Raw genomic sequence first — 13,364 nt, forward strand, 5'->3', positions numbered from 1 at the left:
GAGCTGGCGGCGCGGCGCAGCCTGACGGACGCGCAGCTGGCAGGCTTGACGGCATGCATAAAACAATTGCTGCCGAAAAGGTCCGCAGCCATTGCAGAGGTCAGCCGTTTGGAAGATCAACGGCCAACCTCTGACCACTATGAAACGGAACGCAAGGATATCCTCGGACGCGGGATAACCTGAGAGCCCGAGGTTTATTCGGAGGCTTTGGGGTCTGGGTGGCGCGGTGTAGACTCAGGGATAGGTTGTATTAAGGAGAAGGACATGCCGGTATCCGGAGCGCCGCTGGACGCACCTGCGGATTTGACGGACCTGTTCCGACGGGGATTGTCAGCGGATCCCGGCGCGACGGCGCTTTATGCATTGGACGAGTCTTGGACCTGGCGTGAGTTGGATGCGGCTTGTACACGGCTTGCGCTGAGATATCTTAGCCTGGGGTTGAAACCGCGAGACAGAGTTGCGTCCATCATGCCGAACCGGGCGGCGCTTTTGATCCATTATCTGGCTTGTATGCGGGCAGGTCTCGTGGCGATGCCGCTCAACTATCGCTACACCGCTTCGGACATCGATTACGCACTGGGGTTGGCGACGCCTGCGATTCTGGTGGTTCATGCCGAGCGGGCCGAGGATATCGCCGGAGTTCCTGGCGTAGCAAAGTTGCCTGTTGGTGTGATTTCCTGTGCCGGCGAAGTGCCAGGTGCCCTAGCTTTCGAGGATCTGCTGGATGGAAAAGGCGAAGGGGCCCTGCCCCCAATTGGGTCCGACGCTCCGGCGTTCATCTTTTTCACCTCTGGGACCACAGGCAAACCCAAAGGCGTGACCCACAGTCATGCCAGCATGGGGTATATGGTGGCGAGCAATGCGCAAGGGCTGAAACTGGGTCCGCAGGACGTAGTGCTGCCGGCCTCGTGGATTTCGCATACCGCGGGGTTGCGGCTGACGTTTGCAGGGCTTTGGGCCGGTGCCACGACAAACGTTGCACGGCAGTTCGCACCAGACGAGCTTTTGGGACTGTTGCGGCAGACGCGGCCAACGGTGGCGCAAATATTACCGGCCCCTTTGGCGGCTTTGCTGTCAGGACACGGTGCGATGCGCGAAGACTTTAGCTCTCTGAAAACGATGATGGCCGGTGGAGACAAGCCCTCTCAGAAATTGGTCGATGCGTTTGGCGCATTGGCAGGCGTACCGATTGGAGCGTTTTATGGGATGACAGAAATGGGAACGTCGCATTCCAACACCCACGGCAACGCTGAAAAGCTGGGGGCAGTGGGCCTTAACAATCCAGGATATGTTTCGTCGCTTCGCAACGAGGCTTATGAGGAAGTGCCTATAGGTGTAGATGGACGGCATTGGGTAAAGAGCCCGACCATGATGACGGAGTATTGGGAGAACCCCGAGGCGACAGCGGCGGCGTTTCGGGATGGCTGGCTCGACACCGGCGATTTGATGCGGCAGGACGAGGATGGCTATTTCTGGTTCCGGGGACGGCGGAAACAGATCATTGTGCATGACGGCTCGAACATAAGCCCGGCCGAAGTGGAAGATGCGTTGACAGCCCATCCAGCCGTCGCGGCTGCGGCTGTGGTTGGGGTGCGGGACGAAATGCACGGTGAAGATGTCTGGGGGTTCGTAAGCCTAACCGAAGGCACCAAGCCAATACCCACAGGAGAGATTATCGAGTTCGCGCGAAAGCGAATTGGATACAAGGCACCGGATGTGGTGCGCATTATGAGTGCGCTGCCGTTGACCATCGGAGGCAAGCTGGACCGGATGGCGTTGAAGCAGCTTGCTGCGAACGAGAGCGGTGCTGCACATGTGCTTTGATGTCTTTGGTAGGCGGGTTGCAAATTTGGACTGCAGAATACTCATTCTCAGCCCCGCAATCTTGGGTGTCTGTCAGATCGAGTCAGAAGTTTTACAAATTTGTGCTCTAGCTGTAGATGCGGAGCGGATCTTCTAAAGCCGAACTTCAACTCCTATACGGCGTGTGATGAAACCTCACGTCCGGTAAGCGGCCCACTCCAAGCCCCTGTGGTATAGCTTGGCAAAGCGCTGTGACACCGTCTACACTCTTGAAACGTTGGATATTATTTGGCGGGGCAACGTCATGACCAATGCATTTGTTCCTGCGACTCGGTTTCGCTGGACCATCATCGTACTTTTGTTTTTGATCAACACGATTAACTACGTCGACCGCTCGGCGATCTCCTACGCGGCTCATGCCATTCAAACTGAGTTTGGACTGTCGGCCTCTCACCTAGGATTGGTGCTGGGCGCATTTGGCATCGGATACTTCTTGACCACGTTGCCCGGCGGCTATCTGGCAGATCGTTTCGGCGCCCGCATAACATTTACGCTCGCGGTTCTGCTCTGGTCCGTCGCGATTGGGTTTACTGGCGCGGCAATGGGGTTCGCGATGCTTTATTGCGCGCGTATGGCGCTTGGACTCGCTGAAGGACCGTCCTTTCCAGCGCATTCACGTGTTTTAGAGCGATGGCTACCACCCCATGAGCGGTCCACAGCGATGGGCGCCGCGTTGGTGGCGATCCCGCTCGCGCTGGCGGTTGGTGCGCCTTTGGCAACCTACGTCATTGCCGAATTTGGATGGCGCATCATGTTCTTTGGCCTAGCTCTGCTGGGCATGCTGTGGCTACCCGCGTGGCTGTGGTTTTCCAGCGATTCACCTGAAAAATCGCGCTTTGTGAATGACGCCGAATTGGATTTCGTCAGGGAAGGTCGCGAAGAAACAGATCAGCCCGCAATCAGCGGTCGGCTTTCGCGAGAAGACTTTAGGATCTTGTTACGGACCCCTGCCCTTTTGGCCAGTTACTGGTCTTATTTTGTGTTTGGGTATCTCATCTTTTTTGTGATGACTTGGTTGCCCGAGTTCCTGCGAACGACCTATCATTTGGACCTAAAACAGATCGGTTGGGCCGCCGCTATTCCCTGGGCCGCCGCCGCGATCTCTTTGTACTCGGTAGGACGCTTATCGGACTGGCTATTGGTTAAAACAGGGACGCTTCGGATCGCGCGAACGTATCCTATGGCGCTCTTGCACGGGCTTGTCGCACTGGCTGTTCTGCCGCTCGCCTTTGTGGACAATTTCACGATTGCGCTGATCTGCATCTCGATCGCCGTATCCGCAGGGCTAGGGGCAAATCCAATCTTCTACGCAGTTATCGCCGATATCGTGCCGCAACGCGCGGGAACCTGCATGGGCATCATGAATAGCGGCTTTGCTCTAGCTGGCTTTCTGGCGCCCGTGATCACCGGCTTCGCCCTTGACGCAACCGGTACGTTCACCGTCGCGTTTGGTTTGATCGCCTTCTTCGCAGCCTCGTCGGTGATCGGCCTGTTGGTCTGGCACCACCCGGATGCCAGCGTCAGGGCTGCAATTCTCTCGGAAGGTAGCAACTCTTAAGGTCGAGCGGAGCCTCGGTCAACGTAAGCGAAACAGCGTTTTTCTGATTACACCCTATAGTCCTCAAACGAACCAACAGTGTCCTAAAAGCCGAAAACAAACGTCGGTTTGGGTTGCAATCGTTCTGATCTGATTGGTCCAGGTCGCATTGGCCAATTGCGGGACTTCATCCGAACTTGAAGATGCCGACCACTATCGAACCATGCAATCCGTTAACGGAACCGGTTTGCCATAATTTTCGCCTGATCCGATCAATAAGCCCGTATCGCTAGGTGTTGCACAATTCGACATGCAGCGGGGCGCGAACACGTCAGGACGGGCATCGCAAATGAAACCATCGACATTGGGCATTGTCACCTGCATCAGACTGTCTCGATCCAGGCTTGCTCCTGCGGGTAGGATGTCGTTCAGCACCAGGATATACGCAGTAAGGGCATAGACTTCGTCATCGCTTAGTGAATGGGCCGTTGCAAACGGCATGGCTCGGCGGACGTAATCAAAGAATGTTGTGGCATACGGCCAGTAGCTGCCCACAGTTTGCGCAGGCTGATTTTCTGTATCGGTCAACGGAGGCGTCGAACCGACAAGAGTGGGAAATGCCCCGCGATCCAGCAAAACTTTCACCCCAACGCCTTTATCGCCATGGCAGGCCGAGCATTTGTCCCTGTAAATTTGACGACCCTCTTCTGCGCTGCCCGTTCCATCGGGAAGCCCTGTTCCATCGGGGAAAACGTTAAGGGACCAGACCGCCAGATCTGCTTCGGAGATAGTCTGACCAAGACACAGGGGGCGATCACTACAGTGGGTGGTCTGTGCAACAGCCGGCCCAGAGGCCAACAGTGGCAGAATGGCCCAGAAAGCCAGGTCAACCCGTCGCATTATACACCTCGCCATTGCTTTCAACACGCCACGTTTGAATGCCGTTGTTGTGGTAGGATGAGAACTTGCCGCGCGCTTCGACGATCTGCTGAACGAAGGGCTGCGTATAGCCTGTTTCGTCAGTGGCACGACTCATCAAAAGGGTCTCGCTTCCGTCCCATCTCCAAGGCATGGTGAACTCGGTCAGGCATTTCGACATCACCGGCTCCGTGAGTTGCGCCGGTGTCCAATTGCGCCCGCCATCCAGTGACACATCAACATGTGAGATTTTCCCACGCCCGGACCAAGCGATGCCTCGGATCTGGTAGAACCCTTTTTCGGGCAGGGACTGACCGCCCGACGGGAAAGTAATGACCGATTTGGCCTCCATCACTAGCGAGGAAATCCATGCTTTGCCCGACTTTTGCAGATCGGTGTACTGACCGGTTTCAAATGTCGCAAACAAGGGCTGGTCGGTGACTTCTATCCGCTGCACCCATTTGATGTTCAGATTGCCTTCGCACCCTGGCGCTAGCAGCCGTACCGGATACCCCTGTTCGGGGCGCAGCATTTCGCCATTTTGTGCAAAGGCAAGAATGCAATCGTCCAGCGCCCGAGCCATCGGTAAGCTACGTGCCATTGCTCCGGAATCTGCGCCTTCGACGATCAGCCACTTGGCCCTTTCCGTATTGGCTCCAGCCTCACGCAGCAGGTCGGACAGCCGTACACCGGTCCATTCTGCGCAGCTGAGGAGCCCGTGAATATCTTGAGCGGTCAAAAATGGTGACGTTTCTTGCCCGCCATAAGTTGCCTTTCCCCAGGTCAGATCGCTGTTGCCGGAACATTCAAGAAACCTGAAAGTGGTGACAGTGGGAAAGCGGCGCAGATCCTCCATGCTGAGTTCAAGGTTGCGGTCGACAAGCCCGTGAATGACCACTTTGTGGCTTGCGGGATCCATGTCTGCGTAACCACCATGAGATCGTTCATAGAACAGCCCGTTGGGAGTGATGATCCCGCGCAAATCCTGTAACGGCGTCCCAGTCCAAGAGGACTCGTTCATTGGCGGCACATAGCCCTTTGGCGAATATTTGCTTGGGGTCGGGCGACGGACCACTGTCTTTTCGAATGATGACGGGTGGCCATAGGGATTTGTACCGACCGGATCGCCAAGTTCGGTCGCCCATGGGCGTTGCAAGGGGCCAGCTGCCGCGCCCTCAGCCCCGAGACCCGCAACCAAAGTGGCCGCCGAACCAGTGGCCACACCAAGACCGCTCGTCAGCACGCTGCGCCGTGTGACGTTGGTACCGCCTTTTGCCTGCTTGTCTTGATCATCACTCATGTCAAAATCCAATTTTTCCTGGTCTTGGCCAGCGCCACTTACTTCAATAGTGCCTCTATGTCGGCCTCCGTGAACTTGGGCAGATCGGGTGTTTCGGCCGCGAAGGTGTGACGTAGGTAATTGGCCAATTGTACGATCTGAGTCGGAGTCAAACGGTCCTTGTAGGCAGGCATCGGGCTGGAATTGGGGACGGATCTGGGTTCAGGAAACCCGTTAACAATTGCATAGAGCATATTGCGGCCCCCGACCTGTGCTAGCGTGGAATTGCCTGCCAAAGGTGGCGCTCCATCTTTCACTCCCTTGCCGCGCGGACCGTGACACATCGAACAATTGTTCAAAAACAATGTTCGCCCCTCGGGGTACGGTTCGACAGTCCCGATATCTGCGGAGACTAGCGCAACGTTGTTTTCGACCCTTGGGGCTGATGACAGATCCAGAAGATAAGTGGCAATGGCGAACCGGTCTTCATCTGTCAGCTGCGAAAGTGAATTCTTCACCACCAGATACATTTCCTTGAATGCGGTCCCTTTAGGCCCCCTGCCTGTTTTGAAGTATTCGGTCAGATATTCCGTATTCCATCCGCGTTGTTTCATTGCACCGGGCCGAATATCGGGCGCTTCATAGTCAGCAAGCGGTGCCCCGGCCAGCGCCCGGTCATGCTCGGCAGCCCCAAAAACGTTGTGTGGTGTGTGACAGGCGCCGCAATGACCCAGCCCTTCGACCAGATAGGCTCCGCGGTTCCACGCTGCATCGTGGGACTTATCGGGTTCGTATTCCCCCCTCTGCGCAAAGAGCACATTCCAGAAAAGCACAAGCTGTCTGATATTGAAGGGAAAGCTTAATTCGTTTTTTGGAACACCTTGGTCAACCGGCGCCTGTGTCATCAGATACGCAAACATCGCATCGGAATCCGCGCGCGTAACCAAGTGGTATGAAGGATAGGGCATCGCAGGATAGAGTGGCCGAAAGGTTTCATAGGAACCATAAGCGAGGACTTGGTAGAACTCAGCCGAGCTCATGCCTTTGATGCCCTTTTCAGAAGGGGTGATATTCGCGGAATATATCCCACCAAACGGAGTATCGAGCTTGAGTCCCCCTGCAAACGCAGCTCCACCTGGGGTGGTGTGGCAAGATGTGCAATCGCCGGCTGCGGTCAGATATTTCCCTCTCGCGATGGTTTCAGCATCGGTTGCGATCGGGTGAGACTCAACACTAGGGACGGCCCATAGCCAAAAGAAAAGAATGATGAGTGCCACTGCGCAAATGAATATGCGAACTAAAATTTTTAACAAACGCGCCATTGTTGCTTCCCGACCAGCCGGTTCGACCTCGAGGGTTTTAGGACGATGCTAAAGCATTACCACATCTACACATATCTGTCTTGGTATGAGGGTTAGTTAAGCATTCTTCGGTTGCCCAATTTTGAGTTTGGACGTTTTCCCAACCCTCTTTTTCAGGTAATTCCTGACCAAATCTTCGGGCGGCAGTGGGTGTCATTTGCAAGCTAGGTGGTTAGGTCGCAAACACTGTTCCCACCTGTCAGATCAAGCGTAGTTTTGGTAGCGCATGCGCTAAATGACAGGGGCAGACCGAAACAATCTTATTCACGGCTCCACACATTCCGAAAGAAGTGAATTTCTACGCTATTCTCATTTATCTCGATACGATGTGTCTTATCGAAATCTCGAAGAAGTTATGGCGGAACTTGGCATTGAATTGGTCAACATGATCCGAAAAGGTCAATTCAATCTAGGTCTCTCTTCATTTTAGCAGTTTGCTCAACTGGCAGGATAATCAACCCGCCTGCGTCATCTCTTCAGCCGCTCTTTTCGACCAGAAAGTCGATCATGGCACGGGTCTTTGCAGGCAGGTTGTGACGGCTGGCATAGATCACGTTGACCGCGATCGAGGGCGGGCGGAAATCGGGCAACAGCGCCACCAAGGTCCCGGCATCGAGTTCCGCCTGACAGGAAAGTTCTGGCAGGCGGGTAATTCCACGCCCGGCAACGGCAAGCACTTTTTCGGTATGGGCGTCGTTGCAACGTATACGCGGGGCGATTGGCACTGTGATCACTTCTCCGTCTGGTCCCGGATAGGTCCAATTTTGTGAGACCCCGTGAAACGAGAAGTCAATCAGTTCATGGTCTTTGAGTTCATTGGGATGACGCGGTGTACTATTGTGCTTCAGATAAACGGGCGAAGCTACTGTAAGACCCTGCGTGCGAAAGATCTCGCGGGTGATCAGGTCGGACGGGGGCAAATCGCCGATACGCACCAGCAGGTCGATGCCTTCACCAATCATGTCGGCGCGGCGTTCGGATACGTCGATGTTCAGATCAACCTCCGGGTATCGCTGGAGAAACTCGGGCAGCCAGTCATTCAGCCACCCATGCGCGAAAACCACGGGTACGCTCATCCGAAGCTCCCCAAAGGGCCGGTCGCCAACCGAATGCAACCGGCTTTGCACCGCGCGGGTGTCATCCACCATCCGGCGGGCATTTTCATAGTAGATGCGCCCGGATTCCGTCAGGCTGATCCGGCGTGTTGTCCGGTTCAAGAGTCGTGTACCAAGCCGCGCTTCCAGCCGCGCGATCTCTTTGCTGACATGGCTCGGCGTATGGCCCAGCAGTTTTGCCGCTGCACTCATACCTTCCTTCTCCACCACTGTGCAGAACAGAACCATGCCGTCAAAAAGATCTTTATTGTGATCCATATGGAATAAATGCCATTCTGATTGAGCTATTAAAGTTCAATACAGGCATAGCTACCTTTGTTGCAAGCAAAGGAAAGGCCAAATCATGTTGGACATCAAAAACTTCGATCACATCGGCATCCGTATTAGCAACCGCGATGAATCCGTCACCTTCTATGAGCTGTTGGGGTTCGAGATGATCGCAGATGGCGGTTTTGACAACGGGCATCCGTTGGTGATGCTCCATCCCTCGGGGATCAACATCAACTTGTTGGGTCCGGCAACGGCAAAAGCGGGTGCAAACGTCCTGATGGACGAAGTCGAAAAATACCCGGGCATCACCCATCTGGCCCTCAAGGTAAAGGACGCCGAGGCGACCGAAAACTTTGTCACCGAAAACGGCATCGCCATCACCGGGCGCCGCGAATTCCGCGGCACTAAAACTATTTTCATCCGCGACCCGGATCGCAATGTTCTGGAGCTCGTCGGCCCCGGCCCCTCTGTCGCGCAACTGATCGCCGAGCATGTGCACGGTTGAACCTCAACGACCAATGGAGACACTCTCATGACCAACTTAATCAAACCGTTCGCGACGGCCTTGAGCCTGGCATTTAGCGCCGTGGCACTCCCTGCAATGGCAGAGACCCCGATGATTAAAACGGTGGATGGCGTCGCGACCTACCCAGAAGGCTATCAGGGCACGCCGGTCCGGGCGAACAACGAGGACCCGTTTCTTTCACCAACCAACTCGGCGTTGATCCTGATCGACTACCAGCCGCCGATTCTGGCTGGGGTTCAGAATATCGATCACGAAGAGCTGATCAACAACACCACTGGCCTGATCAAGACCGCCGTGATCTATGACATCCCGATCATTTTCAGTCATGTCGCCGTGGGCCTGAGCGGTTATGATCCGATGATCGAAGAACTGAGCAAACTAGCCCCAAACGCTGTCTTTATCGACCGAACAAATGTCAACGCCTGGGAAGAACCCGAGTTTGTCGCCGCAGTCGAAGCAACAGGCCGGACAAAGCTGATTATGGGTGGTCTCTGGACAGATGTTTGTCTGGCCTACCCTGCGATTGAGGCCGAACTTGCCGGGTATGATGTCTATGTTCCGGAAGACGCTGTTGGCTCAATCACTCAGCTCAGCCACGAAAACGGTATGCGCCGCATGATCGAGGCCGGGGTCGAACCGATCACCTAGAACGTCGTTCCAGCCGAGTTGCAACGCGACCACGCGCGTGCGGACAAATTGCAGGCCGTCACCCGTGTGTTCATGGAACATCTGTTCAAAGTCGACCCGAATTCAACTTGGTAAACCCAACATTTGGCTGGGGCGTCATCCCCAGTCAGTGAATTCGAATTTAAATCAGGCTTTGCCTGCATACCCTGGGACAACTCTGCCAAAGCAAGCGTCGATGGAATTGAAAAATTTGATCGAGAATGCTGAGTATTGCATCGGGAAAACTTACTCTTTCAAGCAGTAAGCCAATATTGAAACGGCCATTCCTGCCGTTCGACACCAATCGCCACCGCTGCGATGGCAGAGCTGGAATGTAGGCTAAGGTTTGAAGTACAGCTCTGAGCAGAGATGTAACGGCAACAGTCGATGTTGCAACTCAGCCCAACAAACCTGCCGTTTATGGGTTGAGGTTTCGTCGGACCCAAAAGTGGGTGGTGAGTTGGCGGGCCTCTCTGTACTTCGAAATTCTCACGTTCAAACCAACATCATCGCCCGAATATCTAATCAGTTGGACTTGGTGATCTCCTGCGCTTGTTTTCTCAACCAATTAACCGCTGGATTGAAACGGCTACGCTCGTGGCGGACCAAGTAGTAAGGGAAACCGCAATACGGCTGAAACGGCACAGAACAAAGAGATGTCAATTTCTGGACTTGCCTTGCCAGCCGCTTGGGGACAGCTGCAACCGCATCCGTCTGCCCTATCAGAAATGGCAGCGTGGTGAAGTAGGGCTGCTGGAACACGGCATTCGAACCATCTCCTTCCTTGCGCATGATCGTATCCGGTTGCAAACCCGTCGTGTCTGGAAAACTGAACTCGATTAACCGGTATGGGGACACGTCTTGCGGACCAAGAGCTTGCTTCGATGTCGCCTCCCCCTCAAGGGGATGGCCCCGTCGGAATAGAACTTCGTAAGTTTCATCAAATAGCTTTTGAACAAGCAGGTCGTCCCTGACATCCAATTCCGCATATAGCAGCAGATCAATTGCTCCTTTTTCAAGATCGTCAAAGCTTTGCGGCACCAGCGGTGAGACATCGAACCTTAATTCTGGTGCGGTAACGGCAAAGGCGTCCATCATTGGTCCCAGGACAGCCGCGACACCATAATCTGTCGAGGCGATGCGATAGCAATGGCTTGACTGTGCCGGATCGAAGACGGATGGCCTGAATACGTCAGCTATTGCTGACAGTGCAGCATCGACAGGTTCATTCAAGCCCAGAGCATGATCCGTCAACTGGTATCCGGACTGCGTTCGGATCAGCACTGGATCTTCTATCAAGTCGCGCACCCGGGCGAGAATGCGACTGGCGGCGGGCTGACTGATCCCCAGATGGATTGCAGTGCGAGTCACGCTGCCTGTGCGAAGCAGGAACTGAAGGAACCGTAAAGTCCGCACATCCAGAGAAGTCAGACCATCATTCATTTTCCGCATGCCCCTCATGCCATTTTCGTCATCCAACTTATGTCCATCGCAGGCTACCTGACAAGTGAAGCCAATCCGGTCGCGCCCGATCAGGCGTTCCGCCCATGATCTTTAGGGTGCGAAGGCCATCAAACTGAATACGAAAGGACAACCGCAATGATTACACGACGCGCGTTCAACTCAATTGCCATTGCAACCCCCGTGACCGGAACAATTGCGGCCCTGTCCAGTGCCGCGGCGGCATCCGGTGAAGTAGATCAATCGGCACTTGGCTCCTACGATATCCAGACGGTGTCCTTTGACAGTTCTGGCGAAACCATTCTTGGAAAGTTGCTGATGCCCGACGCGGAGGGGCCACACCCAGCGGTCGTGATTATTGGGCCGGTTGCTTTCGTGAAGGAACAGTCGCCCGTACAATATGCAACCCGCCTGGCATCGCGCGGGATGGCCGTTCTGATTTTCGATCCACGCTATCACGGAGAAAGTACTGGCACCCCTCGACGCCATGAGTCTGGTGAAGCCAAGGTTGAAGACTGCCAAGCTGCCCTCGGGTTCCTTGCGAACCAGGAAGGTATTGACGCAAATCGACTTCATCTTCTTGGCATCTGCCAAGGCGTCAACTGGGCGATAGAAACAGCCGTGATAGACGAACGAGTGGCGTCTCTCGGTGTTGTAGCGGGCCACTATCTGACTGCGGAAACCGCCAAAATGTACCTTGGCAGCGATGCCGCAGTTCAAGCACGCATGGAACGCGCGACAAAAGCAGCCGCCGACTTCGCAAATACAGGGGAAGCAAGCTACATTCCAATCGTCGGCTCTCAGGATGCCCTTCTGACCGCAACGCCCATTGCAGACTGGTACCTGCCTTGGGACAACAGAGCCCCATGGCTGACGTTCAAAGGTGGGTGGGAAAACCGCATCACCGCGATGAGCGAAGCCGGAATTTGGGGCTGGCGGATCGACGAAACGGCCCCTCAACTGAGCCTGCCTGTATTGATGATCCATGGTGACAGAGCAGCAAGCGGCCAAGACATTCCGCGCCGCATTTTTGAAGATATCGCGTCTGAGCAGAAGACACTGCATTGGATCGACGGTGCCAACCAGCTTCAGTTTTACGAAGATCCGCTGATCATTGACACAGCCGTCAACGCACTGGCCCCGCACTTTCTTGCTTTCGACCGGATCCTTTGATGCAGACCGGCTCATCACGGACGCCCCAAAGCGATCATTGCCGGGAAACGAGCGGAAGCATGGAGTATTACTTCACAGGAGAAATATTTGCGATGAAAGTTCTTTGGCTAATGGCTGCATGCGCTGCAGCCAGCCCTATTTTTGCCGAGCAGACGCTGCCGCCTTACACCGAAGCCGTTTTGCCACTGGGAAGCGATCTTTACGCGGCATCCATTGGACCGGGTGGGCCAGACGAAGAGTTCGGCTCGGATGCCACCAATGGCGGGCTCTACAAGCTCACTCCTGACGGCGCGACCGCAGAAATCGAACTTTCGGATGGGCACGGCCTGCGCAACCCGACCGGAATGGTGCGTTCTGGCAACCAGATTGTCATTGTGGATGGCAATGAGATCATCTCTACCGCGCTGGATGGAACGGTAAACTGGCGGCAGGCTCTCGATGACGATGGTGTTTTTCTCTACGACATCGAAGCTCTCGACGACGACACCCTTCTCGTGAGTGATTTTGGGCGCGGCGCATTCCTGTCGGTCGCAGCCCAAACCGGACAAACTCAACCTTACCTCGAAGATTTGCGCATTGGTGGGCTTGCCCGCTTTGCGATCACAGAGACAGGAATTTACGCGGTATCCTGGGGCAGCGACGATGCCTGGGACAGCGCTTTGTACTGGGTTCCAAATTCCGGCAATGGGGATGCCGCCGTAAGTCTTGCAAACGGCTTTGGCAACTTGGAATCCGTTGAAATCGTCAGCGGCTCAGTTGTTGTTGGAGGTTATCGGGGTCACGAGAAGTATCCGAACGCTAGGCTGTTGCGTGTTGAAACTGATGGGGACATTTTTCCGCTGAGCGTGGGGTCTCAGTCGCGGGGGATTTCCGACATACTCTTCGATGGACCGTCAATTTGGCTGACTTTTTTCTATGATGCATCCTATGGGGAATTCCCGTCTCAGGCGATACAAAACCTCGACTAAAGGACGCATATACGCAGGTTTCCATCGCGACAGACTTCCGCCTTTTGCACATGCACTGGGAGTTAGCTGGCGGCCTTAAGCCGACATCCAACTGGCGATCGAAATGCCACATAGTGCCCCGTCATTTCGGATTATCACAGTGAATGCCCCAACGACCTGCATCGAACACAGAGAAATCAGCCAAGAGCACAATCTTTGTTTGAACCAGCGGCGGTATCGCGGCGAAC

The 13,364-nt window shown here is 54.9% G+C and carries 11 protein-coding genes; 6 read left to right on the forward strand and 5 right to left on the reverse strand.

Annotation, left to right across the window (positions count from 1 at the left end; genetic code table 11):
- Positions 1–264: 264 nt before the first annotated feature.
- Together ACR0IY_RS08100 and ACR0IY_RS08105 are read left to right on the forward strand one after the other, a co-directional pair.
- Positions 265–1,824, forward strand: coding sequence for a class I adenylate-forming enzyme family protein (locus ACR0IY_RS08100; protein WP_480672033.1), 1,560 nt, complete (start codon positions 265–267; stop codon positions 1,822–1,824).
- A 283-nt stretch (positions 1,825–2,107) separates the two neighbouring features.
- Positions 2,108–3,421: an MFS transporter gene (locus tag ACR0IY_RS08105; protein ID WP_480672035.1), complete on the forward strand. Its 1,314-nt coding sequence runs from the start codon at positions 2,108–2,110 to the stop codon at positions 3,419–3,421.
- A 192-nt stretch (positions 3,422–3,613) separates the two neighbouring features.
- On the opposite strand, the gene ACR0IY_RS08110 is transcribed toward ACR0IY_RS08105, so the two are convergent.
- The 4 genes from ACR0IY_RS08110 to ACR0IY_RS08125 all read right to left on the reverse strand — a co-directional run bounded on the left by ACR0IY_RS08110 (position 3,614) and on the right by ACR0IY_RS08125 (position 8,331).
- Positions 3,614–4,300: a c-type cytochrome gene (locus ACR0IY_RS08110; protein ID WP_480672037.1), complete on the reverse strand. Its 687-nt coding sequence runs from the start codon at positions 4,298–4,300 to the stop codon at positions 3,614–3,616.
- On the reverse strand, positions 4,287–5,618 hold the full coding sequence (gene soxC, locus ACR0IY_RS08115) for a sulfite dehydrogenase (RefSeq protein WP_480672039.1): 1,332 nt from the start codon (positions 5,616–5,618) through the stop codon (positions 4,287–4,289). The genes ACR0IY_RS08110 and soxC overlap by 14 nt, the downstream gene beginning before the upstream one ends.
- Positions 5,619–5,656: 38 nt before the next feature.
- Positions 5,657–6,637: a c-type cytochrome gene (locus tag ACR0IY_RS08120; RefSeq protein WP_480672041.1), complete on the reverse strand. Its 981-nt coding sequence runs from the start codon at positions 6,635–6,637 to the stop codon at positions 5,657–5,659.
- A 797-nt stretch (positions 6,638–7,434) separates the two neighbouring features.
- Entirely contained in the window at positions 7,435–8,331 is an 897-nt protein-coding gene (locus ACR0IY_RS08125) for a LysR family transcriptional regulator (RefSeq protein WP_480672043.1), read from the reverse strand.
- A gap of 85 nt (positions 8,332–8,416) precedes the next feature.
- Here ACR0IY_RS08125 and ACR0IY_RS08130 point away from each other — a divergent pair, with 85 nt between their 5' ends.
- Positions 8,417–8,848: a VOC family protein gene (locus ACR0IY_RS08130; protein WP_480672045.1), complete on the forward strand. Its 432-nt coding sequence runs from the start codon at positions 8,417–8,419 to the stop codon at positions 8,846–8,848.
- A 27-nt stretch (positions 8,849–8,875) separates the two neighbouring features.
- On the forward strand, positions 8,876–9,517 hold the full coding sequence (locus ACR0IY_RS08135; RefSeq protein ID WP_480672047.1) for an isochorismatase family protein: 642 nt from the start codon (positions 8,876–8,878) through the stop codon (positions 9,515–9,517).
- A 543-nt stretch (positions 9,518–10,060) separates the two neighbouring features.
- On the opposite strand, the gene ACR0IY_RS08140 is transcribed toward ACR0IY_RS08135, so the two are convergent.
- Positions 10,061–10,978 carry a LysR family transcriptional regulator gene (locus ACR0IY_RS08140; RefSeq protein ID WP_480672049.1) on the reverse strand — a complete coding sequence of 306 codons (918 nt, stop codon included), beginning with the start codon at positions 10,976–10,978 and terminating at the stop codon, positions 10,061–10,063.
- A 156-nt stretch (positions 10,979–11,134) separates the two neighbouring features.
- On the opposite strand from ACR0IY_RS08140, the gene ACR0IY_RS08145 reads away from it, so the two are divergent.
- The gene (locus tag ACR0IY_RS08145; RefSeq protein ID WP_480672051.1) at positions 11,135–12,169 is read left to right on the forward strand and encodes an alpha/beta hydrolase; all 1,035 of its coding nucleotides are present in this window, start codon (positions 11,135–11,137) and stop codon (positions 12,167–12,169) included.
- A gap of 92 nt (positions 12,170–12,261) precedes the next feature.
- Positions 12,262–13,137, forward strand: a complete 876-nt coding sequence (locus tag ACR0IY_RS08150) for a hypothetical protein (protein ID WP_480672053.1) — start codon at positions 12,262–12,264, stop codon at positions 13,135–13,137.
- Positions 13,138–13,364 lie beyond the last annotated feature (227 nt).

The organism is Ruegeria sp. BC1, from assembly GCF_056539305.1.

Coding starts and splice junctions, on each gene's coding strand:
- ACR0IY_RS08100 (WP_480672033.1), top strand. CDS start 265: ATGCCGGTATCCGGAGCGCCGCTGGACGCACCTGCGGATTTGACGGAC.
- ACR0IY_RS08105 (WP_480672035.1), top strand. CDS start 2,108: ATGACCAATGCATTTGTTCCTGCGACTCGGTTTCGCTGGACCATCATC.
- ACR0IY_RS08110 (WP_480672037.1), bottom strand. CDS start 4,300: ATGCGACGGGTTGACCTGGCTTTCTGGGCCATTCTGCCACTGTTGGCC.
- soxC (WP_480672039.1), bottom strand. CDS start 5,618: ATGAGTGATGATCAAGACAAGCAGGCAAAAGGCGGTACCAACGTCACA.
- ACR0IY_RS08120 (WP_480672041.1), bottom strand. CDS start 6,637: ATGAGCTCGGCTGAGTTCTACCAAGTCCTCGCTTATGGTTCCTATGAA.
- ACR0IY_RS08125 (WP_480672043.1), bottom strand. CDS start 8,331: ATGGATCACAATAAAGATCTTTTTGACGGCATGGTTCTGTTCTGCACA.
- ACR0IY_RS08130 (WP_480672045.1), top strand. CDS start 8,417: ATGTTGGACATCAAAAACTTCGATCACATCGGCATCCGTATTAGCAAC.
- ACR0IY_RS08135 (WP_480672047.1), top strand. CDS start 8,876: ATGACCAACTTAATCAAACCGTTCGCGACGGCCTTGAGCCTGGCATTT.
- ACR0IY_RS08140 (WP_480672049.1), bottom strand. CDS start 10,978: ATGAATGATGGTCTGACTTCTCTGGATGTGCGGACTTTACGGTTCCTT.
- ACR0IY_RS08145 (WP_480672051.1), top strand. CDS start 11,135: ATGATTACACGACGCGCGTTCAACTCAATTGCCATTGCAACCCCCGTG.
- ACR0IY_RS08150 (WP_480672053.1), top strand. CDS start 12,262: ATGAAAGTTCTTTGGCTAATGGCTGCATGCGCTGCAGCCAGCCCTATT.